The organism is Mediterraneibacter catenae (assembly GCF_008691045.1).
GTDB classification, from domain to species: Bacteria; Bacillota; Clostridia; order Lachnospirales; family Lachnospiraceae; genus Mediterraneibacter; species Mediterraneibacter ornithocaccae.
Genome location: NZ_VMSO01000001.1, coordinates 318,866 through 341,911, shown reverse-complemented (window position 1 = coordinate 341,911; position 23,046 = coordinate 318,866). Strand labels below are relative to the sequence as shown.

General features: G+C 46.4%; 20 protein-coding genes. 7 read left to right on the top strand and 13 right to left on the bottom strand.

The window, feature by feature from the left end; genetic code table 11:
* Positions 1-217: 217 nt before the first annotated feature.
* The 3 genes from FNY66_RS01525 (at position 218) to FNY66_RS01515 (ending at position 2,966) form a co-directional block, all read left to right on the top strand.
* Positions 218-2,125 (top strand): OPT family oligopeptide transporter, encoded by a 1,908-nt coding sequence (locus tag FNY66_RS01525; protein WP_150310085.1) that lies wholly within the window; start codon positions 218-220, stop codon positions 2,123-2,125.
* Between the two features lie 140 nt (positions 2,126-2,265).
* Positions 2,266-2,619: a PqqD family protein gene (locus FNY66_RS01520; protein WP_190324745.1), complete on the top strand. Its 354-nt coding sequence runs from the start codon at positions 2,266-2,268 to the stop codon at positions 2,617-2,619.
* The gene (locus tag FNY66_RS01515; protein ID WP_190324744.1) at positions 2,616-2,966 is read left to right on the top strand and encodes a hypothetical protein; all 351 of its coding nucleotides are present in this window, start codon (positions 2,616-2,618) and stop codon (positions 2,964-2,966) included. The genes FNY66_RS01520 and FNY66_RS01515 overlap by 4 nt, the downstream gene beginning before the upstream one ends.
* Positions 2,967-3,021: 55 nt before the next feature.
* On the opposite strand, the gene FNY66_RS01510 is transcribed toward FNY66_RS01515, so the two are convergent.
* From FNY66_RS01510 to FNY66_RS01480, 8 genes are all read right to left on the bottom strand, one after another.
* Positions 3,022-3,837, bottom strand: a complete 816-nt coding sequence (locus FNY66_RS01510; protein WP_087150233.1) for a PHP domain-containing protein — start codon at positions 3,835-3,837, stop codon at positions 3,022-3,024.
* A 183-nt stretch (positions 3,838-4,020) separates the two neighbouring features.
* Complete coding sequence (locus tag FNY66_RS15405; RefSeq protein ID WP_162607862.1) at positions 4,021-4,194, bottom strand: hypothetical protein; 174 nt, start codon at positions 4,192-4,194, stop codon at positions 4,021-4,023.
* 115 nt (positions 4,195-4,309) lie between these two features.
* Positions 4,310-5,161 (bottom strand): hypothetical protein, encoded by an 852-nt coding sequence (locus tag FNY66_RS01505; protein WP_087150232.1) that lies wholly within the window; start codon positions 5,159-5,161, stop codon positions 4,310-4,312.
* A gap of 19 nt (positions 5,162-5,180) precedes the next feature.
* A complete protein-coding gene (locus FNY66_RS01500) occupies positions 5,181-6,176 on the bottom strand; it encodes a helix-turn-helix transcriptional regulator (protein WP_087150231.1) in 996 nt (331 codons plus the stop codon).
* Between the two features lie 621 nt (positions 6,177-6,797).
* Positions 6,798-7,706 (bottom strand): DUF2156 domain-containing protein, encoded by a 909-nt coding sequence (locus FNY66_RS01495; RefSeq protein ID WP_087150230.1) that lies wholly within the window; start codon positions 7,704-7,706, stop codon positions 6,798-6,800.
* A 147-nt stretch (positions 7,707-7,853) separates the two neighbouring features.
* Positions 7,854-9,269: a cation:dicarboxylate symporter family transporter gene (locus FNY66_RS01490; protein WP_087150229.1), complete on the bottom strand. Its 1,416-nt coding sequence runs from the start codon at positions 9,267-9,269 to the stop codon at positions 7,854-7,856.
* A gap of 151 nt (positions 9,270-9,420) precedes the next feature.
* Positions 9,421-11,118: an FAD-dependent oxidoreductase gene (locus FNY66_RS01485; RefSeq protein ID WP_150310084.1), complete on the bottom strand. Its 1,698-nt coding sequence runs from the start codon at positions 11,116-11,118 to the stop codon at positions 9,421-9,423.
* Positions 11,119-11,130: 12 nt separating this feature from the next.
* Positions 11,131-12,327 (bottom strand): MalY/PatB family protein, encoded by a 1,197-nt coding sequence (locus FNY66_RS01480; protein ID WP_150310083.1) that lies wholly within the window; start codon positions 12,325-12,327, stop codon positions 11,131-11,133.
* Between the two features lie 315 nt (positions 12,328-12,642).
* Here FNY66_RS01480 and FNY66_RS01475 point away from each other — a divergent pair, with 315 nt between their 5' ends.
* The 3 genes from FNY66_RS01475 to FNY66_RS01465 all read left to right on the top strand — a co-directional run bounded on the left by FNY66_RS01475 (position 12,643) and on the right by FNY66_RS01465 (position 15,593).
* The gene (locus FNY66_RS01475; protein ID WP_087150226.1) at positions 12,643-13,119 is read left to right on the top strand and encodes a MarR family winged helix-turn-helix transcriptional regulator; all 477 of its coding nucleotides are present in this window, start codon (positions 12,643-12,645) and stop codon (positions 13,117-13,119) included.
* A gap of 103 nt (positions 13,120-13,222) precedes the next feature.
* On the top strand, positions 13,223-14,233 hold the full coding sequence (gene asnA / locus FNY66_RS01470) for an aspartate--ammonia ligase (protein WP_087150225.1): 1,011 nt from the start codon (positions 13,223-13,225) through the stop codon (positions 14,231-14,233).
* Positions 14,234-14,417: 184 nt separating this feature from the next.
* A complete protein-coding gene (locus FNY66_RS01465; RefSeq protein ID WP_150310082.1) occupies positions 14,418-15,593 on the top strand; it encodes an MFS transporter in 1,176 nt (391 codons plus the stop codon).
* A 78-nt stretch (positions 15,594-15,671) separates the two neighbouring features.
* On the opposite strand, the gene FNY66_RS01460 is transcribed toward FNY66_RS01465, so the two are convergent.
* The 3 genes from FNY66_RS01460 to FNY66_RS01450 all read right to left on the bottom strand — a co-directional run bounded on the left by FNY66_RS01460 (position 15,672) and on the right by FNY66_RS01450 (position 19,740).
* Complete coding sequence (locus tag FNY66_RS01460; RefSeq protein WP_150310081.1) at positions 15,672-16,337, bottom strand: C39 family peptidase; 666 nt, start codon at positions 16,335-16,337, stop codon at positions 15,672-15,674.
* Positions 16,334-17,845, bottom strand: coding sequence for a Na+/H+ antiporter NhaC family protein (locus FNY66_RS01455; protein WP_150310080.1), 1,512 nt, complete (start codon positions 17,843-17,845; stop codon positions 16,334-16,336). Before FNY66_RS01455 ends, FNY66_RS01460 begins: the two co-directional genes overlap by 4 nt.
* A gap of 161 nt (positions 17,846-18,006) precedes the next feature.
* Entirely contained in the window at positions 18,007-19,740 is a 1,734-nt protein-coding gene (locus FNY66_RS01450) for an alpha-glucosidase (protein WP_150310079.1), read from the bottom strand.
* Positions 19,741-19,879: 139 nt separating this feature from the next.
* On the opposite strand from FNY66_RS01450, the gene FNY66_RS01445 reads away from it, so the two are divergent.
* Positions 19,880-20,812: a helix-turn-helix transcriptional regulator gene (locus FNY66_RS01445; RefSeq protein ID WP_087150220.1), complete on the top strand. Its 933-nt coding sequence runs from the start codon at positions 19,880-19,882 to the stop codon at positions 20,810-20,812.
* Positions 20,813-20,834: 22 nt separating this feature from the next.
* Here FNY66_RS01445 and cytX read toward each other — a convergent pair whose 3' ends face one another.
* Positions 20,835-22,016 carry a putative hydroxymethylpyrimidine transporter CytX gene (gene cytX / locus FNY66_RS01440; protein WP_087150219.1) on the bottom strand — a complete coding sequence of 394 codons (1,182 nt, stop codon included), beginning with the start codon at positions 22,014-22,016 and terminating at the stop codon, positions 20,835-20,837.
* A 1-nt stretch (position 22,017) separates the two neighbouring features.
* A complete protein-coding gene (thiD, locus tag FNY66_RS01435; RefSeq protein WP_150310078.1) occupies positions 22,018-22,896 on the bottom strand; it encodes a bifunctional hydroxymethylpyrimidine kinase/phosphomethylpyrimidine kinase in 879 nt (292 codons plus the stop codon).
* Between the last annotated feature and the right edge of the window lie 150 nt (positions 22,897-23,046).

Genomic DNA, 23,046 nt, shown 5'->3' with positions numbered 1-23,046 from the left:
TTTGAAGCTTTACTATTTTGTTCATTCATTTTGCACTCAATTTCCCGATATAGGATACTGTATAAAGCATACGTATATTTCATAATGTCAAAATAATTATGGATAATATATAAAAATTGTATGAAATTTCTTCTTCCCTTTAGCATGGTCAAGTGATATAATGGTCAAGACTGCGTTAAGAAGTCGTTAAAAAACAAAAGAAAGGAATGTATGTAACATGGACAACAAAAATGAGTTCAAGCCGTATATCCCTGCGGACAAGATCGTCCCGGAATTTACGGTAACCTCTGTTCTCATCGGTATCATCCTTGCAGTTGTATTCGGCGCAGCGAATGCATACATCGGTCTTCTCGTTGGTATGACAATCTCCGCTTCTATTCCGGCGGCAGTTATCTCTATGGGAATCATCCGTGTGATCCTTCGCAGGGATTCCATCCTTGAGAACAACCTCGTACAGACAATCGGTTCTGCCGGTGAGTCTCTTGCAGCAGGCGCGATCTTCACACTGCCTGCACTTTTCCTCTGGGCAGAGGAAGGAAAGATTGATTACCCGAGCGTTATCACTATCTTCTTCATCGCACTGTTTGGCGGTCTTCTCGGAGTCTGCTTTATGGTGCCGCTCCGCCAGGCTCTTATTGTAGAGGAACACGGAACACTTCCGTTCCCGGAAGGAACTGCCTGTGCAGAAGTTCTTCTTGCAGGTGAGGAAGGCGGCAGCAAGGCTGGTTCTGTATTCACAGGACTTGGAGTTGCTGCACTTTACAAATTTATCGCAGACGGTCTGAAGCTCTTCCCGAGTGAGATTGGATATGCATTCAAAAGCTATGCAGGATCCCAGATCGGTATCCAGGTACTCCCGTCACTTGCAGGCGTCGGATTTATCTGCGGACCGAAGATCTCCAGCTATATGCTGGCCGGCGGTACATTAAGCTGGTTCGTTCTCATGCCGGCGATCGCACTGTTCGGCGGAGATGCAACAATCTTCCCCGGAGAAGTGTCTATTAATGAGATGCTTACAATGGAAGGCGGCGGTCCGTCCCTTCTGTGGTCTAACTACATTAAATATATCGGTGCCGGAGCCGTTGCAGCCGGCGGTATCATCAGCCTGATCAAGACATTCCCGCTGATCGTCCGCACATTCAAGCAGGCAATGGCGAGCATGAGCAAGAAGCACGCACAGAAAAACGCACTGCGTACACAGCAGGATCTGCCGATGCCGATCCTCCTTGTGATCATTCTGGCGATCGTGCTCCTGATCTGGATCATCCCGACATTCCCGGTTAATCCGGTAGGTTCCCTGATCATCGTGATCTTCGGATTCTTCTTTGCATCCGTATCCTCACGTATGGTCGGACTGATCGGTTCATCCAACAACCCGGTATCCGGTATGGCTATTGCTACACTGATCATTGCCACACTGCTCCTGAAAGTTACAGGAACAACAGGAACAACAGGTATGGTCGGAGCAATCGCAATTGGCGGTGTTATCTGTATCATCGCGGCAATCGCCGGAGATACGTCACAGGATCTTAAGACCGGTTTCATTGTCGGAGCTACTCCGAAGAAACAGCAGATTGGTGAAATGATCGGTGTCGTTGTATCAGCTGCAGCAATCGGCGGTGTTCTCTACCTGCTGAACGAAGCATGGCACTATGGTACAGAGGAACTTCCTGCAGCTCAGGCGACTATGATGAAGATGCTCGTTGAAGGTATCATGAATGCTGAACTTCCGTGGGCTCTGATCTTCATCGGAGTGTTCATCGCTATCGTGGCAGAGATCCTGAAAGTTCCGGTTATGCCGTTTGCAGTAGGTATGTACCTGCCATTCAGCTTAAGTGCGGGTATCATGGCCGGCGGTGCTGTCCGCTTCATCGTTGAGAAGATCAAAGGAACAGACGAAGAGAAGAAAGCACGCGCAGACAGAGGCGTACTCTTCACTTCCGGTCTGATCGCCGGAGAAGGTATCATCGGTATTGTGCTTGCAGTACTTGCAGTTTTGAAAGTGGATTCCGTAATCAATCTGAGTGCGAGATTTAATTTCACTACTCCGCAGTTTGTAAGCCTGATCGTCTTCATCCTGCTTCTGTACTTCCTGTACACACGCTGTATGAAGAAGGAAAAATAAATATAAGAAAAACAGCCTGCCTCTTGCAGGCTGTTTCTTTCTGTGTTATGTTATGATTCACTAATGGGCCAGCTCCGCAGCCGGACAGCCTCCGGCGCAGACGGACATAATATTTATTAGATAAAAAGGAAATCTCTGTAATGAAGAAAAAGAAAGATAACAATTATCTGGACTACATCCCGGTAAAGAATCCGGAGATTGAATACGGAACTGATGAAAACGGCAGGGTCACTGTCTATATTGAATGGAAAGGATTCTACCACAGGATCGCCCAGAAGTTTTTCCACCGTCCCCGCGTGAGCGATGTGAAGCTGGACGACTACGGCAGTTTCGTATGGCTCGCCATCGATGATATGAAAGACGTGCACCAGCTCTCCAAAGAGCTTGACGCCCGTTTCCCTAAGATGGAAAAGTCACTGTCAAGGCTGATCAAATTCCTTGAGATCCTCCATGACAACCGTCTGATCCGCTGGAAAGGAGAGAAAGTAAAATGATATTAGAATATCTTCCTTATGTCCTCCTTTTCGCCCTTGCAACGATGATCATCTACGCGTGGGGATTGTGGCGCTCAATACGCCAGCAGCAGGATCTCTCCAATATGCTCAGCGCGAAAGGTATATCAAAAGTTAAAAAGGCGCTGAAGAAAAACGGAGCCATGACAGAAAAGGAACTGGAGCCTTTCATAAAAAATCTGACAGCAAAGCAGCCCTTCAGCAGGGAGCAGATTGCCGTAACGGATCCGAAACAGTTCCTCGACTCGATCCTTCCATATATGATAAAACAGAAAATGATCACAGAAACGCATGAAAACGGAAAAGCTGTCTATCAGTTACGAAGATAACTGACAGGCAGCTTTTTCTTTTCAGGCTGCATATCTGCTGTTATTCGGCTGGCTGCTACGAATGATAATACAGTTCGATGGGATCGATCGGGTCAAACGGATGCTCTTCTTCCATCTTCTTGTTTCTACCCCGGCGCTTAAGCAGCTCGCCGCTCTTATTATATACCCAGAACGAATACACGAGCAGTTTGTTGATCTTTCCAATCTTTTCTTTTGTCGTCTTCCCGTAGAGCGTGCCTCCGGCCTTAAACGCGGTCTTCTTGTGGATCAGCGAAATCAGTTCCGTCTCGCATGTCACCGGCTCAGGCAGGATCGTATAGCCTGTCCCCACGCAGTCCGGTTTATGCGCATCGCTTCCGCCCGTCGTGACCTTCCCGTATTTCTTCGCCAGTTTCTCCGCACCGGCATTGGACTCAACCGGTTCACAACTGTTAAACGCCTCCACAAAATCGAATCTTTTGGCAATTTCCGGTGACAAATAATATCTCCTTGCATTTGTAAAGCTCATATATTTCTCGCCACACGGATGTGCAGGTCCAAGCACACCGCCGTTCCTGTGCACCAGGTCAATCAGGAGCGCCAAAGGCATCCCTCTCATCTCAAGAAGCCTCATCTTTACTCCCTCCGGCATAATAACAAGGATGTGTCCCGCGTCACGGGTGTCATACTCGATTCCTTTAAGCACCACAAAATCTGTATGTTTTTTACCCTTGATATGCTCTTTCCAGTAGCGATATCCATTATACGTATCATGATCGGTAATGACCATTCCCTGAAATCCGTGCTGCTTTAATATTGTAATGTATTCTTCCACTCCGACCTTACTGTCGATAGAGCCCTCTTTTACGTGGCAGTGCATATCTATCTTCATACACAAGCCCCCTTTTTATTCTGCTCTCTTTATGATGCAGTTATTATAAACTAATTATACATCAAACAACAGACCGGTGACAATATGAGAACACGGACTTTTCAGAAACAGTTAAGCCGCAGACAGCACGTCAGTACAGTTTTGCGAACGGCGCGTGCTGAATTGAACATTGATACTCAAAAGCTACTTCCGGGATGTTCCTGCAAGCATCGCTGCCAGACACCCGAACCACACCGCCGCATATACCGGCACCGGAACCGAAATCTCCGTAAAACAGTACAGCACAGCCACTATAATCAGTATAATGATTCCCATAACCGCTGCAATTCCCTTAAAAACAGATTTTCTGCTATACATAAAAACACACCTTTCTCTGATAAGATTTACCTCTTATTTCGTTTTGACAGGTCTATCTTAACAGGTCAGGTGTGTCATAAAACGGACTTTACCTATCTTTTCCTTCTTTAAACATTTACTTTTTGGATTCTTCCTCGTCATCCAAATCTATTATAATCATATCATCATCTTCAAAATCTTCTTCCGGCTCTTCGTCCAGATATTCATCTTCCTCTGCCTCTTCAGCAGGCTCCTCGTCGTTATCCTCCGACATTTTGTCCAGATTCTCCATCATGGCACGGGCTTTTTCGACCTCATTCGCTGTGGATTTTTCTTCTCTGATCTGCGCCGCTTTTTTAAGGCTTCTTTTTTTCTGTTTTTTTGACTCAAGGAGCAGCTGTACAAGGATACCGATAACGCAGATGACTACGCAAAGTGCGATATGTATCAGGCTTCCTGTTACCGGGAGCAAATAATAGATGGCAGTTCCCGCCGCTGCCGCTCCGCCCACTGAAGTTACAATAATTGTGAGCACAGCCACAAACCGTATCGCGAGGATTGCGGCTGCAAGGGCAATCGCGACACAAACCAGCGACCATATCCAATCCTGCGGAGCGATCAGATATACACTGACGCCGGCTGCCGAAGCAAACACCGTCAGAAATACACCCACACGGTAAAGAACAGCTCCAAGTACTGCAAGTATAATTCCCAGCACACCTCCGGCAATCAGCATTCCCGTCTCGTTCAGCCCGAGCATCCCGCCCGCTGTCAGTCCGCCGGCAAAACCGAGGATCAGACCGGTAAGAGCCGCCCATACACGCACGATCTTCAGGCCGAGAAGGCAGAGCAGAAGTCCGGTCGCCGCGGCAGCTGCAAGGCCTATCATTTCCGGCTGCGTCAGCACATGCTCTTCTGCCCCCAATTCCCGAATTATACCACTCAGATCAAAGTTACGTATCACGTCAAAAATTTCATTTACATTCATATAACTACACCTTTACCCCTTAATTATTTTTTTCATATATTTTCCCCAGGTCTTCCAGCAGACTTCTGTACTCCTCCACAACAGACTTCGGTGAGATTATCTGCACATCCCTTCCCAGTCCGGTTATCCATCCAAAGAACTGTTCACTGACGGCCACCTCCACGCGGGCCACAAAGTAATCTCTCCCATCCGTGCGCAGAGGTACGTCCTTCCCAAAACGGTCTATCACAACTCCTACAAACCTGTTATGGAATCTGATCCGGACTGTTTCTTCATTTCCGCCGAACATTCCAAATGTCCGTTTCGTGTACCGTGCAAGATCGAATCTGGAAAACTCATCACGCCCGTCTCTTTCCTGCCCGGTCAGCTCGATATTCAGCATCTTGTCCACCCGGAAATGTTTAATGATATCTGCATCTGTATCATAACCGATGAGGTAGTAATTCTCATTGTCCCAGGTCAGCGCCCACGGGCTCACATGATAATTTCCGCCGTCTCTCCTAAGACGTATTTCTTTGGAAACTGTCCATTCAAAATACCTGAAGACAATCTGTCTGTTCAGCGCGATTGCCGTATGAAGTTTATCTACATTATAATAAATGCTTTCATTCATCGCCTTGATGCGATCGGCCACGACCACCTGCCGCTGCAGTGCACGCGCTTCGTACCGGCTGGTCAGCTTTTCGATTTTTCGAATCAGCGTATCGGATTTCTTCTGAGTGATAAATCTTGAGGACTGGACGGCATCCACAAGAAGCTTCAGCTCCGGCATCTCGAATTCCCTCTCCGCAAGATAATATCCCTCCGGATGTTCTTTACGATAAGCGATATCCATACCAAAATTTTTCAGAGTCTCAATGTCATTGTAAAGGCTCTTCCGCTCTGCACGGATTCCCTGAGCCGCCAGCTTCTCTTCCAGGACTTTCCGGGAAACCGGATGCTCCTCATCTGTCTCCCGCATGAACAGTTCCATCAGATATAAAATTTTCGCTTTCTGATTGCTGCTCTTTGCCATAGATTCCCATACTCCCCTGAAATATGTACAACACCGTCACAGCTGTCATCTTTCTAATGTACCGGCGTCTGCTTTCCTTATTCTATCAATGTTCCTGTTTATTGACAAGATATAACAATTAATATTTACACAGTGGCCATAATCCAGGTTACTGCCATACCTGACCATCACAAACAATAATAGAAAGTGGATGCCAACCAATCTGTCTTGATCAACATCCACTTTCATACTGATATTTCTATCATTTTCTTTTACCTCTTTCTATCTTTCTTTTGTGATTGATAGACTTAACTTATGTTCCCGGTGGTCCGTACCTCCTTTACTTAAATTCCCATTGAACTTGAGTTCCTCGATAATCTTTCTTCGATATAGATTTTACTTCTCTCATAACTTTCTCGTCATTATGATCTTTCTCTATATCTGATTACCCATTTCTCAATTCCGATATTCAATGGGTTTCTCTAAAACTTTCAATCAGTTTTATTTGTTGAATTAATAATAACTCTTTATTTCTGTTTTGTCAACTATTTTTTTGATATTTTTCATTCAATCATTTAATTATCAGTCAATTATGTTTGTGCTTTATACAAAATCCCGCAACAGCTATGCAGTTTTTACAGGTTAACCCCTGCATTCTGTCACAAATCCTTTTTCCACCATAAATGCAGGACGATAAGAACGTTTTGCCTGGCGCAGTCCTTCTGATCCTGTGTCCTCCTCGCGGTTTACATAACGGTAATCCATACAGGAGTGACAGACAAACTGCTGGTTGATCATCGCATAAGCCTCCGGCACACGGGAAAGAGCTTTCTCAATATGGACGACAAATGTATCTCCACAGAGGGGTTCTCCAATGGTAAAGGCAACCACTTCACCGTCCACCCGCAGGACTCCCCCTGTAAGTTCCAGCTCTTCAAAAAGCCGCAAAGAATTCAATGCCACGCAGATTTCAGCAAGTTTTTCTTCCTCTTCCTCACAGTCGTTTTCCTGACGCCAAATAAGCGCCATCTGGAAGCATTCTTCCACATTGTCGGAAGACATGGGTTCATAACTCCAGCGCCCTTCATATACGGCCTTAAATTTGTTTATATGATTCCGTTTTGCGTGAAGTTTTTTCCCGGAAAGTGAGGCAAGTTTCTCGGTTTCATATACATAATCAGCCAGATCTTCATCATATTTGATCTGAAATCTTCCCGGATACCATTCTTCCAGAAGTGCAAAATTACTTTCAGTAATATTATAGAGGCAGAAAGGACATCCCCGCTCATGGCTGTAGTTTTCCAGCAGCTCCAGAGCCCGCTTCACATTACCGGTCTCGCCTGCCGGGAAGGCGAATGCCAGCCTTGTTTCACTTTCATTTTTAAATACCAGCGCAGATTCTACGATTCCGAAAGTAACAGGATAATATCTGGACCACAGATAAACATTTACAAAAGACCTCTCACAGCTTCTGCTGCAGTATTTATGAAAAAATCCGGAAATCAGAGCCCTGTGTTCCAGCTCTACTTTCTTAAATTCAATTTCAGTCATGTATGTCACTCACCATTCATTTCATTTTTATTTTTCTTCCGGGATATACTCCCGTTTTATTATACGCATGCAAAACTGCCGAAAAATGAGCATCACAGTCCGATGGAACTGTGATGCTCTTGCTGACAATAACAGATTATTATCTGATTAATTTTTCTTTTCCACCTGGCCGGCATTCATATCATTATAAGCTTTCATATCCAGACTTCCCATCATCTTATCTACAACAAGTGCATTCGTCAGGGATCCGGTTACGTTTAACATCGTTCTGGCCATGTCGATAATCGGGTCAATGGCAAGTATCGGACTTACATTCGAGAACTGTGCGCCCATACCTACACCGGAGAGTCCTACTGATGCTGCCATTGTAGCCGTGCCCGGAATACCTGCGATGCCCAGAGAACCGATGGTTACGACGAAGATAGTCATGACGATCATTGTGATATCAATCGGAGTTCCTGTGATATTACATACATAGATGATCAGCAGAGCCGGGAATACACCCGCACATCCCTGCATGCCTGCCGTTGTGCCAAAGCCCGCAACAAAACTTGCAGTCCCCTGATCAACTCCGAGTTTCTTTGTCAGCGTTTCAATAGTCATAGGAAGACATCCGACACTGGAACGGGATGTAAACGCCAGCAGCATAGTAGCAAAACTTTTCTTTAAGTAAACCACCGGATTCAGTCCGTTTATCACAAGCAGGATCAGCTGAATGATAAACTGTATAATAACCGCGACATAAAGCGCAATGATGAATTTTCCCACCTCGATAATAGAGGAAAGGCCTCTCTGTGCGATAGTATTGGCAAGAAGAGCCATAACCGCCCACGGCATGTAATCGAGAATCAGGAGTGCCATGTTGATCATTGCCTTGTGCGCTGCATTGATCAGATCATATAACGGCTTTGCAAATCCTTCTGTTGAAGGATCGTGTTTTACCCACCATACTGCCAGGCCGAGGAAAGCTGAAAAAATAACCAGTCCGATAATGTTGCTGTCCACCATTGCACTGACAATATTGTTCGGAATCAGGTTCTGGATAGTAGTAGCTACCGGAGTGATTTCTTTTGCCGTAGCTGTTCCCTCCTCGACAATGGTGCCCCCCTGTCCGATGCCAAACAAAAGACCTACAACAATACCTGTTACAGAAGCGATGGCAACCATACCCATGGTAACTGCAATTGTCTTTTTTACCAGACTGGCCATGGTCTTGCCCTGCTGCATGTTGATCACAACCTGAAGGATAGAGATCATAACCAGCGGCACCACGATCATACGGATCAGGTTAAGATATCCGCTTCCGAACATTGCATACCAGGTTGTCGCTTCCGATACAAATGTTACTTCCATCGGATCATCCGGGAAGCCGGCAACAAACTGCATCACAAGTCCGAGTACAAGCCCCAGCCCGGTTCCGATCAGAACAACAATAGAGAAATCCATATGTTTCTTATGGTATAAAACATGAATCAGATAGAACAGTGCCGCGAGTACAACCAGAAAAATAATGGTCCTGAAATCACTAATCATCATAAAGTCTTTTAAAAAAACGTTATCCATATACTCTCACCTTCTCTTTGGTTTTATTTCCGCCCCGGGATTGCATGATAACCGAATCATTTATGATATCCTGAAGCAGTTTTTGATAAAGATATCTGCATGATGCCTACGGATTGTTCCGTGCTGCGCACTCCCACAATCCTGGCATCATCTACATAAAGTTATAATCTGTAAGTATCTTCTCACGTCCGGTCACAGTATCCATATAGTACTCATAGAAACTGATTCCCAGGAAAGAACCTGAAATATTATAGACATTTTCATATCCTCTTCCTTTAAGCGCCATAATTGCATTGTAGCTTCGCTGGCTTGTTCTGCAGTGCAGATAAACCGGACAGTCTTCAGGAATCTCTGAGACTCTCTGCCGCAGTTCTCCCAGCGGAATATTCACCGCGCCTTTAAGATGTCCTTCTGCAAATTCCTCCGGTGTCCTCACGTCTACAATGTATGCGCCACTCTCTACAAGCTCTCTCACATCGCTTACATGAACCTGTCTGAATACCCCGTGGAGCACATTAAGAGCTACAAGTGCAGCCTGATTTACGATATCCCTGGCAGTCCCGAATATTGGAGAATAACAGAGCTCCAGCTCCTTTAAGTCCTCCAAAGTCCCATTCATCGCAATCATTGTAGCGATGACGTCTATTCGCTTGTCCACATTGCCCGCGCCGATCGACTGAGCCCCAAGGATTCTTCCTGTAGGAACTTCAAATACAAGTTTGAAATGTGCCGGCGCGCTGCCCGGCATCAGCCCTACCTTATCCATTGCCATAGTATAGACATAATCGCAGGGTATCCCGTTTTGCTTTGCTGTCTTTTCGTTCAGTCCGGTTGCGGCTGCATTCATTCCAAAGATGCGTACCGCGCAGGAGCCTATCACTCCTTTATTTGCCCCGCCTTTACCGCAAATGGCATCTGCAGCCGTCCTTGCCTGACGCTGTGCCGGACCCGCCAGAGGGAGTTTTGCCGGTTTGCGGGTCAAACTGTTATAGACCTCTATAGCGTCTCCCACCGCATAGATATGCGGATCACTTGTCCGGAAATCCGGGGATACCTTGATGGCCCCGGTCACCCCCAGTTCCAGCCCGGCATCTTTGGCAAGTGACGTCTCCGGGAGCACACCAATTGCCAAAACTACCACATCTGCAGGAATTTTCCTGCCGGATACAAGCGTTACATGATCTTCAGCAATCGCTTTTACTCCATCTCCCAGATATAATTCCACACCGTGATCAAGCAGCTCCTTATGAAGGATCTGGCTCATATCATAGTCAAAGGGAGCCATAACCTGGTCCGCTGCCTCCACTACTGCGACGTGCTTTCCCGACTCTTTTAAGTTCTCCGCAACCTCCAGACCGATAAATCCGCCTCCGATAACAGCTACATTGTGCCGGTCTTTCTCCCTTACATACTGGTCGAGATTAACAATATCATTTACATTACGGACTGTAAATACGTGAGGAAGAAATACACCCTCGATGGATCGTGGACGAATCGGAGCGGCGCCGGGTGAAAGGACAAGCTCATCATAGGCCTCCTCATATTCTTCTCCGGCAATTTTATCTTTGACCCGGATTTTTTTGGATTCCCGATCAATGGCGAGGACTTCGCTGTTTGTCCTCACCTCAATATCATAGGAGTCCCGAAAACCTTCCGGAGTCATTACAAGCAGATAATCTGCTTCCTCAACTGTCCTGCTCAAATAGTAGGGAAGAGAACAGTTAGAGAAGGATACATGTTCTCCTCTTTCAAAAATCGTTATGGACGCATCTGCATCCAGACGCCTGATCCGTGCGGCCGCAGAAGCTCCTCCCGTCACACCGCCTATAATAAGTATACGTTTTCCCATGTTTCACTTCCTTTAGTCTAATCCATTTAATTCCTTAAGGTTTTTAATAAGGCTTTCCACCGCTGTCTTAATATACTTCGTATCCGTAGCAAGGTTGATGCGGATAAATCCGTGACCGGTATAACTGAACCATTCGCCTACATCGCATGCCAGGCGGCATTTCTTCTGGACAAATTCTTCCACTTTTGTTCCGTCAATGTAGGCTCTCAGATCAATCCAGGAGAGATAAGTCCCCTCAAGAGGTGTTACAACAATCTTCGGGAGCTCTCTTGCAAACTCGCCTTTCATATAATCGTAGTTGTGACAGATCAGAGCCTTTACATCCTCAAACCATTCCTCACCGCCTCGGTATGCAGCTTCCATACCGACAAGTCCCATCACATTTGCCTCCGGAGAACCGATGCTTTGGATATATTTATCATAGGTTTCCATCAGCTTCTCATCATAAATGATTACATGGGAATGAATCAGTCCGGCCAGATTGAACGTCTTGGAGCCAGAGTTCAGAAGGATCAGCATATCCTTATACGCACCGCCTTTTAAATTTGAAGAAGATATGAATTTGTTGTCTCCAAAGACAAAATCCTGATGAATCTCATCTGAGACTACCAGCACTCCGTGCCTGCGGCAGATATCAAATATTTTTTCCAATTCTTCTTCAGTCCATACACGGCACACCGGATTGTGGGGTGAGCAGAGGATAAACAGCTTCACGTCATTATCTTCTATTTCTTTTTCAAATTTTTCGTAATCCAGCGTGTAGTATCCGTCATTGTTATCCAGTTCAACAGTAACCAGCTTCCTTCCGGAATTCAGCACTGCGTCATAGAACGGATAGTATACAGGGGAACAGATAATTACAGACTCCTCCTCCTTTGTGTATGCTCTTACTGCTGCATACAGGGAACCTACCACACCGGTTGCGAACCGTACATTCTCTTTGGCAATATCCATATTGTGATGCTTTTTCTGCCATGCAAAAAATGCTTCATAATAGGAATCTTCCACCTTACCGTAACCGAACACTCCATGCGAGACACGTTTTGCCATTGCATCAAGCACAGACTGCGGACATCTGATTTCCATATCGGCAACCCACATGGGGAGCAGATCAGCATCTCCGAAAATCTCTTCCAGAGAATCCCACTTTAATGTGCCTGTTCCTTTTCTTTCCACACAGTTTTCGCGGCAATACTTCTCAAAATCCATTCTAATTACCACCCTTTCTCTCTTACTTTCCCGGAAAAGCGAAATAGTTTTCTAACTAAACCATATTATAATGCGTATTGTAATTTATGTCAATTATTCATTCTGATTATGATATAAATTAGTTATATTTAACAATATTTTTATGGTATACAGCACAATATAGTTTATAAACTTTACTATTTTAACAACACATGTGACAGATAAAGAAAAAAGAACTGCAATGAACGAAAATCTTGAAACGGCATTTTAAATATGGTATGATTGAATATACTGAGTTGAGAGATATAGCAGAAAAATCAGGAGAAGAGCAATAGTATGGACCATTTTTCGGATATCAGCAAAATGTATGAAAAACTGACAGTCAGAGCAGATATGCTCTACGAATTTGTCATTTTGTATCACAACTATATCTATGCCCAGCATACTTATGAAGCAGAAAACTGCAACATGATGGAAATACACACCCTTACCTATATTAATGACCGTCCGGGAATCACTGCAACAGAACTTTCGAAAATATGGCATAAGAGCAAAAGCGCTATCTCCCAGACTGTAAAGAAGCTGATCACCGCAGGGTATGTGGAAAAAAAGCATCTGGAAAACAATGAAAAGACAGCTCGTCTGTTTGTCACGGAGAAGGGGCATCAGCTCGCCAATGTCCACAAGGCTTATGATGTAGCAGATATCACACAGACCACGGCCTATCTTGTAGAACAATGCAGTGAAGCGGATTTAGATGCGTTTTACCGGATACTGGAGCAGTATATCGGACTGCTGAAAGCAGAGACGTAATGATGGCGGAAGCAAAAGCATAGGTAACAGAAGAAAATACCGTGCCAGCAAAATCCCAATGCATGTATGCCAGAATTAATGAATTTAAAAAGGAGTTTTAACAATGGAAAACCTGAAAATACCAGAAGGCTACTTCTCGCCGCTCACAATCCGTGAGACCGAGGTAGCTATCAAAGAAGTAAAAGACCATTTTGAGCGGGCGCTTGCCAAATCACTGCATCTGACACGTGTGTCCGCACCTCTGTTCGTCCGTCCGGAATCGGGTATGAATGACAACTTAAACGGAGTGGAGCGTCCGGTATCATTCGGAATCAAAGAGCAGGGTGACGCAGAAGCAGAAATCGTCCACTCTCTTGCAAAGTGGAAACGTTACGCATTGAAAAAATACGGTTTTCACTCCGGAGAAGGACTTTATACCGATATGAGTGCCATCCGCCGCGATGAAGATACAGATAATATCCACTCACTCTATGTTGATCAGTGGGACTGGGAGAAGATTATTTCAAAAGAAGAGCGCAACATGGAGACACTCGAATACACTGTCCGCAAAGTCTATAGTGCCCTGAAGGATACTGAAGATTATATATCCAGGAGATATAACTATATCGAGCCGCTGCTGCCGGATGATATCTTCTTTATTACTTCTCAGGAACTTGAAGACATGTTTCCTGACTGTACTCCAAAAGAGCGGGAAAACAGAATTGCCAAAGCCAAAGGTGCAGTATTCATTTCTCAGATCGGGAAGGTTCTTGCTTCAGGTGAGAGGCATGACGGGCGTGCTCCGGACTATGATGACTGGGAATTAAACGGAGATATTATTGTATATTATCCTGTGCTTGATATGGGACTGGAACTCTCTTCCATGGGAATCCGCGTAGACGAGGATTCTCTTAAAAGCCAGCTTAAAACTGCAGGCTGTGAAGAGCGTGCCGAACTTCCGTTCCAGAAATCCCTGCTGAACAAGGAGCTGCCTTATACAGTAGGCGGCGGAATCGGTCAGTCACGTATCTGTATGTACTACCTGCGCAAGGCACATATCGGAGAGGTGCAGTCCTCACTGTGGCCGGATGATGTGTCAGAAGAGGCGCTTGCGCACGGAATCAATCTGCTGTAACCGGCATACAGCTTATTACAGCTCACATCCGGCTTCAGATTTACGGAATTATAATCTATAATCTGCTCTTGGCTGTTTAAAACGGCCGAGAGCATTTTTGTGTTATAATCCTGCAGTATACTGCAAGCGTTTCCGATCTTACAGCACTATAATAGTAATCAACCCAAACTAAGGAGAACATAATATGATACACCTGCTGCTTGCAATTATTTATCTGGCTTTTATCAGTCTCGGGCTTCCGGACGCCCTCCTGGGATCTGCCTGGCCCACAATGTATTCGGAGTTCGATGTTCCTGTCTCATACGCCGGGATCATATCTATGATCATCGCTCTCGGCACGATCATATCCAGTCTGCAGAGCGACCGGCTGACACGAAAGCTGGGAACGGGTAAGGTCACCGCGATCAGCGTGGCAATGACCGCCATTGCCCTGCTCGGATTCTCTTCTTCCCATGCCTTCTGGATGCTCTGTGTATGGGCCGTTCCCTACGGATTAGGCGCAGGAAGCGTGGACGCTGCACTGAATAATTACGTTGCTCTTCATTATGAAAGTCATCACATGAGCTGGCTTCACTGCATGTGGGGTGTAGGAGCCACAGTCGGCCCTTATATAATGGGATTTGCACTGTCCGGCGGAAAGACATGGAACACAGGGTATCTGTACATCGGCGTGCTTCAGATTGTGCTGACCGCGATTCTGGTCTTCAGCCTGCCCCTGTGGAAAGAGCGAAAAACTTCAGAGTCGCCCGGAAATACAAATGAAAATACGGCACTCGAAAAACCTCTTGCACTTCCTCAGATCATAAAGATTCCGGGAGCAAAAGAGGTCATGCTGTGTTTCTTCTGTTACTGCGCGATCGAGCAGACTGCCGGCTTGTGGGCCAGCAGTTATCTCACCTTATTTAAAGGAGTTTCTGCAGAAACTGCCGCACGATTTGCCGGCATGTTCTTCATCGGCATAACCGTCGGACGCGCTATAAACGGATTTATCGCCATGAAATTACAGGACTCGCAGATGATCCGGCTGGGACAGAGCATTATTGCGATCGGCGTGATCGTTATGCTGTTGCCCGGTCCCCATATCATCTCGCTTGCCGGCCTGATTCTTATCGGTCTCGGATGTGCTCCGGTATACCCGTGCATTATCCACTCCACACCGGCACATTTCGGTGCCGGACGGTCACAGGCCCTGATCGGAGTCCAGATGGCAAGCGCCTATGTAGGCACATGTCTCATGCCGCCGATCTTCGGACTCATTGCAAATCATATCAGTATCGCTCTGTTTCCTGTATATATAATGGCTCTGCTGATCCTCATGGTGATCATGCATGAACTTCTGTCAAAAAAGACGGCACACTAATATCTGATACTATAGCACTGAAAAACCGGAATGTTTTCTCATGACATCTGTCATCAAAAACGTTCCGGTTTTTTTATATTATTCTTCTGTCTGCTCGTTTCTCACGCCAACAGCCTGCATATACTGCGCCCGATGGCGTTCTTCCACTATTTCTTTCTTATATCCGATAACCCCGTTTCCGTTATGAGGATCATTAAAATAGTAGCTTTCTTTGTCATAGCCGACAAGGAGCATGCAGTGTTCATTAGAGATCCAGGTAAACAGTTCGCCTGTGTCTCTAAGACGCCACTGCGGACCAATCACGGGTTCACGCATATCGATACATGCCCAGCAGATTACCGGCATGCCCCTGTCAATGTATTTTATGATGAGCTCATTTACCGGTGTACCCGTTTCATCGACAGCCTGATATGTCCCCGCTGCTGTTTCGCCGCCTGTGCTCTCCTGCTTTTTCGAGAAAATCTTTTCCAGTGCATTCACTATCACCGGAGCGTAACATCCGAATGAATCTGCATCATACGGACTCCCGCAGAAATATTTCCGTGGATCCGGACCGTACAGTTCCCCGTTTCTCTCTTCAAATTCCTGCTTGTCCAGATATTTTTCTATAAATTCATCCACTGTAATATCAATCCCGAGATACTGAAGCAGCATCACGGAAGAAACACTTTCGCAACCGGTAGGATAGAAAATACTCTGGTCAATATACGGCGCATTTAAAATAATTCTCTTTTTCCCGTTCATCTTTCCTGCTTCGTCACTTTCCGAATCACGGTGAGGACTCCCACCAGGAGGATCAGACTGATACCAAGCACGATCCACCATACATGCACGATTCCGGCGATCACATAGCCCACCAGACAGACCGCCGCAACGACTGCAGCATACTGCATCTGAGTCGACACATGATTGATGTGGTTACTCTGGGCTCCCGCAGAGGACATGACCGTAGTATCGGAGATCGGAGATATGTGATCTCCGCATACAGCTCCGGCAAGCACCGCCGATACAGAGATGACCATCATCTCCAGCTCTGCTCCGCCGGAGAACATAGCCGTCGCGATCGGTACAAGGATGGCAAATGTTCCCCAGGATGTTCCTGTTGAAAACGAAAGAAATACTGCTGCAGCAAACATAACTACAGGAATAAAAATGCTGGCAGATGCATTATCCCCTACTATGTGACCCACAAAATCTGCGAGACAGAGTGCGTCTCCCACGCCTTTAAGCGACCATGCAAAGATCAGGATGGTTACTGCCGGTACCATAAGTTTAAACCCTTCCGCAAGGCTGTCCATAAATCCTTTAAACGTTACCACTTTTCTCGGCAGGTACAGAATAAGCATGAAAAAGATAGTAATCATTGTGGCGAAGATCAGGCTCGTCTCTGCATCACATCCGGAAAATGCGGTGATCACATCTGTCGCTCCTCCGAGATATCCTGTATATACCATGGCACCTATTGCCGATACGATAAGAACAGCCACAGGAAGAACAAGATCTATCACTTTGCCGTTCGGATTTACTTCATCCTCAGATATCTGTTCAAACTCCTCTGCGCCACTTGTAAAAAGGTCTCCTTTCGCCGCATTATCCTCATGCTTCTTCATCAGGCCGAAATCAAATGCCATAACAGTGATAAAGATTACCATAAACAGGGTAAGGATCGCGTACAGGTTATACGGGATTGTCCTCAGGAAAAGCTGAAACCCCGTAATTCCCGCATCCTCGGGCACATAAGAATTAACTGCTGCCGCCCAGCTCGAGATCGGTGCGATAATACACACCGGTGCAGCAGTGGAGTCGATAATATATGCAAGCTTTGCCCTTGATACTTTGTATCGATCCGTTACAGGGCGCATGACAGAGCCTACGGTCAGACAGTTAAAATAATCATCCACAAAGATCAGTATTCCAAGCCCTGTTGTCGCGAGCAGAGCGCTCTTCTTCGATTTTATCTTTGTTCCCGCCCATTTGCCATAAGCTGCGGAGCCCCCTGTCTTTGCCATCAGTACAATAATCATTCCCAACAGCACGTCAAAGATCAGTATGTTCAGATTCATGCTGTTCTTCATGATCTCAAAGAAATTGACAAATGACTCCCACGGGTGAAATCCGCTGTACAGCATAGCACCAACTGCCACACCGAGAAACAGGGAGCTGTACACTTCTTTTGTAACAAAAGCAAGGATTATCGCAAGAAGCGGCGGGATCAGAGCCCACCATGTCCCGATAAACATAGAACTATCCATAAAATTATCTCTCCATTCCTTTTCAAGATTTGCACCATGAGACGCCGTAAAAGGAGCGGCCGCATATGCAGCCGCTCCTTTTGTTTCGACACTCGCATGTGTCTACTATTGTATAAGAAGTACAGGAAAATAACAAGACAATCTTTTCAAACTGCTGCTTTTTACAGCATTACTACTGCCGACTCACAACTTTGCAGTGTAATCGTTCCTTCTGTCCGAATCTCTTCGCTGCGTGTTTTCTCCTCTCCCACATTGGATAAGAGCACTTTACCTGTCCGTCCGTCCAGATCCAGCGTGCACGCTTCTGTCCCATAGTTTGCCGCCACAAGGATATCCTGCTTTCCGCCTTTTGCCGCTTCCATTAATTCTGCCCCGTTTCCGGCAGCATCTGCTGAGATTCTGTGGAAGGCAAAGACCCCCTCCTTCTCCTCATAATCGGGAACAAATCTTCCATACGTAAAGGTTTCCTTATACTCCGGGGATTTCTTCAACGCAATGAGCGCCTTATAGTAAGAAAGCACAGAATCTTTCCGTTGTTCCTGTTCCTCTACATTGATCTCTTTATAATTCGGATTGACAGACAGCCATGGCGTCCCGTCTGTAAATCCCGCTTCCGAAGCGCCGCTCCACTGCAGAGGTGTTCTCGCATTATCCCGGCTGTTTTCATAACAGTATTCCAGCGCCTGCTCTTTACTGCATCCCGCGGCCAGCGCCTCCCGATACTGGTCTTTTGTGCTGATATCATCATATTCCGAGATGTCACTTCTCCAGCAGTTAGTCATTCCGATTTCCTGCCCCTGATAGATAAACGGAATACCATACAGGAGGATCGATGTAGTTGCCAGCATCTTCTTTCCGGCTTCATTCTGTGCATGATCCGGAAGAAAACGGCTTACACCTCTCGGCTCATCGTGGTTTTCAATGATATTCGCTGCATGTCCTACCTCCTGCAGCCTCATTTGTGATGCAAATATTGTGTCGCGCCACTTCTTAAAAGAAGGTTTTCTGCTGTTGTACCAGCCGCTCTCTCCCTGTGCCATCGTGTGGGCGCTGAAATCGAACATTGACGAGAAGTGCCCGTTATCACCAATGAATTCCGCAAGCTCATCATCCTTCATATTGAACACTTCCGCCACTGTAAACGCATCATATTTCGCGAATGTATTCCGCTTGATATCTTCAAAATACTCCCCGACGCCTTCAACTTCCTCTACCATCTTCACACAGGATGCAAGTCCGTCCGGTCCGTCCGGCTCAAACGACGGAAAACTCAGGTCTTTCTTGATATTAATGATTGCATCGATACGGAAACCTGCCAGCCCCTTATCCAGCCACCAGTTGATCATCTTATAGATTTCTTCCCGCAGTTTAGGGTTCTCCCAGTTAAGATCCGGCTGTTCTTTTGCAAACATGTGGAGATAATACAGATCTGTCCCCGGTACCGGCTCCCACGCACTGCCGCCAAAATATGACCGATAGTTGCTCGGCGCCTTGCCGTCTCTGCCTTTTACAAAATGGAAGTATCCCGCATATTTTCCGTATGGATCTTCCAATGCTTTCTGAAACCATTCATGCTTGTCGGAACAATGGTTTACAACAAGATCCATCAGGACGTACATATTCCGTTTTTTAGCCTCGGCGAGCAGCTCATCAAATTCATCCATCGTACCGAATTCTTCTGCAATCTTATAATAATCTGATATGTCATACCCCTGATCTACAAAAGGGGACTGGTAGATGGGCGACAGCCAGATAATATCGATCCCCAGATCCTTCAGATAATCAAGTTTTGAGATAATTCCGCGAAGATCCCCGATTCCGTCACCATTTGTATCCAGAAAACTCTTCGGGTAGATCTGATATGCCACTTTGTCATGCCACCATTTTTTCTTCATGATAGATTTCTCTCCTCTCTTCACCTGATAACATTGCTTTTTTTGTATGATGCTGTTATTATAAGCTTAATCAAGCAAAGAAATCTTGCACAATCATTTGCATTAATAACACAATTCTGCTGCTTTGGAGGATGATCTTATGAAATCTGATTTTGAACTGTCACCGTCACAGAAAGAACAGGCGCAGCATGGAGAGAAAATGTTCCCACTGAAAAGATATATCACTGCCCTTTCAGATCTTTATCCGGCAGTCACTGCTCACTGGCATGAGGAGGCGGAACTGACACTCATCACTGACGGATCCTGCACTTACCACATCCACCTGGAGACCTACGAAGCACAGGCGGGCGACCTGCTGTTCATTCCTCCCGCGGAACTCCACTCGATCAGTATGAAACCCGGAATAGAAATGAAATCTACAACTTATGTCTTTCATATGGATTATCTTAATGCAGACTCTGCTGATATATGTGCGGTAAAATATCTGACACCGATCAGCAGGCATTCCCTAATGCTGCCCTATATCATAAAGGAAGACCACCCGGTTTATCCTGAACTTGTGAAAGTCTTTCATGAAATGGAGCGTGCATACAGTGAAATGCAGCCCGGTTATGAACTGATGCTCAAAGCACTGCTGCTCTATGCAACAGCATTGCTGGTACCATACAGAGAAACTGAAAATATCAGGCCGCAGCTCGAAAATGAGCATACGGCAAAACTGAAACTTGTCCTGGAATACATAAGTGAACACTACGCCGAAGATCTGACAATCCCTCAGCTTTCGAAACTCTGCTTTTTCAGCGAATATCATTTCATGCGCTTTTTTAAAAAATATGTTGGGATCTCCTGTCTGGAATACATCAAAAACCTGAGACTCGAAAAAGCCGCCTCGCGCTTAGCGCAGGGCGGCCGGTCAGTGCTTGACGTTTCCATGTCATGCGGTTTTTCCAATCTGTCATATTTCTACCGGGAATTTAAGAAAAAGTACGGCATGACTCCGAAACAGTTTATCCGGGAAGCTCCATCGCTGCCGTTTCTGCCGCACCGGGAAAACAGCACAGGCAGGGTATGATCCCTGCCTGCTGTCACAAAAGTTATCTCCCGCCTTTCCTGCCGCACAGCAGTTCTGCGATCAGGCACAGTACGATCACCACCGCCATATCCGGTAACGTATTTCCCACCGGTATATCGATCGTCATAAACCACCGGTATATCACAAAACCGATCAGCCAGATTACAAGGTTCTTCCAGTCGAAGTCTGTCAGCTTCTTCTCTTTTCTGAGGATAAATATATCCGCGATCTGTACTGCGATCATCGGCGCGAACACGGAACCGATGAGATAGAGGAAGTCCGTAATATCATCCATCGGGAAGATAATAGCAGCGATTGTTCCGATCACTGTCACCACAATGCCCACATGATTTCCTTTCAGTTTTGAGAAAATCGACTCCGAAGACACTCCTGCTGAATAAGCATCGAGGAATGTGGTCGTGACTGTGGAAAAGATCACAATCAGGAGTGCCGCGATTCCCAGACCAGCCTTGGCCATGATCACCGCGATATCTGTCTCTCCTGTATAGATCGCCGCTCCCATGCCGATCACATACATCCAGCAGCTTACAAGACCGTAGACGATCACACTTGCCGCCGTCGCTTTCACCGGCTTCTCAGCTTCTCTTGTATAGTCGCTGATCACAGGGAGCCAGGAAAGGGGCATCGCCACAGACAATTCCACCGCTGCGCCGAAACTCATAGCGTCGCTGCTCAGATCCACGGAAGCGTCCGAACCTCCGAAAAAGATGACTCTGCAGAGCAGAATGGTCAGGATAAAAAGCGCTGCCATTGCTATCGTGTTGATTTTGCCCAGATTTGTCACTCCTACTGCGATCCAGAGTACGATGAGAGCACCGATCACAAGGCACCACACCCATGCTCCGGTGTGGAAGATGCCGTTTGCCGCAAGAGCTCCGTCATAGATCATGATGGCAGTCCATCCCACGAGCTGGAGTACGTTCAGGATGGCAAAGAGCAGCCCTCCCTTCCGTCCAAAGCTCATCTTCACCGTCTCCATAGCACTCTTTCTCATTCTGGCGCCGATCAGCCCGGCAAAGAACATCATGCAGCATCCGATCACATGTCCGATAATGATTGCGGCAAGTCCTCTCTGAAATCCGAGAGGCGCAAGGTAAGTACCTGTCAGAATCTCCGCAATAGAAACACCTGCCCCGAACCAGATCAGACTGTTTTCATATACAGAAGTACGTTTTGATTCCATATCAGACTGTCTCCTTTCCGGCAGAAGACATGTCTGTCTCTGGCACTGTACCTTCCGGTGTTCCTGTCACTGCACTTTCCGGAGTCTTTGCAAATTCGCCTGTGATGTCAAAAGCATGGTTCATCGGCCCGCTGCCTTTGCCAAGATCGAGCATGGCTCCGAGAGCGCCGGAGATATATGCCTTTGCCCTCTCTACAGACTGATCCATGTCAAAGCCTTTCGCCAGGTTGGAAGCAATGGCACTTGACAGGGTACATCCGGTTCCGTGTGTATTTGGATTGTCAATACGTTTTCCATAGAACCAGCGGTAGTTTCCATCTCTCCAGAGCAGATCGTTGGCGTCATTTAACTGATGTCCTCCCTTTAAGAGCACAGCACAGTGATAAGCCGCGCTGATCTTCTCTGCTGCTTTTATCATGTCTTCCTCAGTCTTTATCGCCATACCTGAGAGAACTTCCGCCTCAGGAATGTTCGGAGTCAGGATATCCGCCATAGGAAGCAGCTTCTCTTTCAGCGTATCTATGGCGTCATCGCTGATCAGCTTTGCCCCGCTCGTCGCCATCATGACCGGATCGACAACGATATTCTCCGCCTTGTATTCTGTGAGTTTCTCCGCGATGGCAGTGATCAATTCCGATGACGATACCATCCCGATCTTGACCGCATCCGGACGGATGTCCGTAAAAATACAGTCTGCCTGTTGTTTTAGAAATTCAGGAGATACCTCCATGATTCCTGCTACGCCGGTCGTATTCTGTGCAGTCAGTGCAGTGATCGCGCTCATGGCAAAAACGCCATTTGCGGTCATTGTCTTGATATCTGCCTGAATTCCGGCGCCTCCGCTGGAGTCACTGCCAGCGATTGTTAATGCTGTTCTCATTTTTCCTCATCCTTTCTTCTTTCGTGTCTGTGCCGCTGACATTTTCTGCAGCCATGCACACTCAGCATTAATTTTATATAGCGGCAGAAAGTGGTGCCCCCGGCCTGCCGCTGAAAGGCCGCAGTGAACTGCAGCCCGAAAAGTATCCGC

What these genes read in the sequence shown, in the direction of transcription:
- FNY66_RS01525 (WP_150310085.1), top strand. Translation starts at nt 218, where the DNA reads ATGGACAACAAAAATGAGTTCAAGCCGTATATCCCTGCGGACAAGATC.
- FNY66_RS01520 (WP_190324745.1), top strand. Translation starts at nt 2,266, where the DNA reads ATGAAGAAAAAGAAAGATAACAATTATCTGGACTACATCCCGGTAAAG.
- FNY66_RS01515 (WP_190324744.1), top strand. Translation starts at nt 2,616, where the DNA reads ATGATATTAGAATATCTTCCTTATGTCCTCCTTTTCGCCCTTGCAACG.
- FNY66_RS01510 (WP_087150233.1), bottom strand. Translation starts at nt 3,837, where the DNA reads ATGAAGATAGATATGCACTGCCACGTAAAAGAGGGCTCTATCGACAGT.
- FNY66_RS15405 (WP_162607862.1), bottom strand. Translation starts at nt 4,194, where the DNA reads ATGTATAGCAGAAAATCTGTTTTTAAGGGAATTGCAGCGGTTATGGGA.
- FNY66_RS01505 (WP_087150232.1), bottom strand. Translation starts at nt 5,161, where the DNA reads ATGAATGTAAATGAAATTTTTGACGTGATACGTAACTTTGATCTGAGT.
- FNY66_RS01500 (WP_087150231.1), bottom strand. Translation starts at nt 6,176, where the DNA reads ATGGCAAAGAGCAGCAATCAGAAAGCGAAAATTTTATATCTGATGGAA.
- FNY66_RS01495 (WP_087150230.1), bottom strand. Translation starts at nt 7,706, where the DNA reads ATGACTGAAATTGAATTTAAGAAAGTAGAGCTGGAACACAGGGCTCTG.
- FNY66_RS01490 (WP_087150229.1), bottom strand. Translation starts at nt 9,269, where the DNA reads ATGGATAACGTTTTTTTAAAAGACTTTATGATGATTAGTGATTTCAGG.
- FNY66_RS01485 (WP_150310084.1), bottom strand. Translation starts at nt 11,118, where the DNA reads ATGGGAAAACGTATACTTATTATAGGCGGTGTGACGGGAGGAGCTTCT.
- FNY66_RS01480 (WP_150310083.1), bottom strand. Translation starts at nt 12,327, where the DNA reads ATGGATTTTGAGAAGTATTGCCGCGAAAACTGTGTGGAAAGAAAAGGA.
- FNY66_RS01475 (WP_087150226.1), top strand. Translation starts at nt 12,643, where the DNA reads ATGGACCATTTTTCGGATATCAGCAAAATGTATGAAAAACTGACAGTC.
- asnA (WP_087150225.1), top strand. Translation starts at nt 13,223, where the DNA reads ATGGAAAACCTGAAAATACCAGAAGGCTACTTCTCGCCGCTCACAATC.
- FNY66_RS01465 (WP_150310082.1), top strand. Translation starts at nt 14,418, where the DNA reads ATGATACACCTGCTGCTTGCAATTATTTATCTGGCTTTTATCAGTCTC.
- FNY66_RS01460 (WP_150310081.1), bottom strand. Translation starts at nt 16,337, where the DNA reads ATGAACGGGAAAAAGAGAATTATTTTAAATGCGCCGTATATTGACCAG.
- FNY66_RS01455 (WP_150310080.1), bottom strand. Translation starts at nt 17,845, where the DNA reads ATGGATAGTTCTATGTTTATCGGGACATGGTGGGCTCTGATCCCGCCG.
- FNY66_RS01450 (WP_150310079.1), bottom strand. Translation starts at nt 19,740, where the DNA reads ATGAAGAAAAAATGGTGGCATGACAAAGTGGCATATCAGATCTACCCG.
- FNY66_RS01445 (WP_087150220.1), top strand. Translation starts at nt 19,880, where the DNA reads ATGAAATCTGATTTTGAACTGTCACCGTCACAGAAAGAACAGGCGCAG.
- cytX (WP_087150219.1), bottom strand. Translation starts at nt 22,016, where the DNA reads ATGGAATCAAAACGTACTTCTGTATATGAAAACAGTCTGATCTGGTTC.
- thiD (WP_150310078.1), bottom strand. Translation starts at nt 22,896, where the DNA reads ATGAGAACAGCATTAACAATCGCTGGCAGTGACTCCAGCGGAGGCGCC.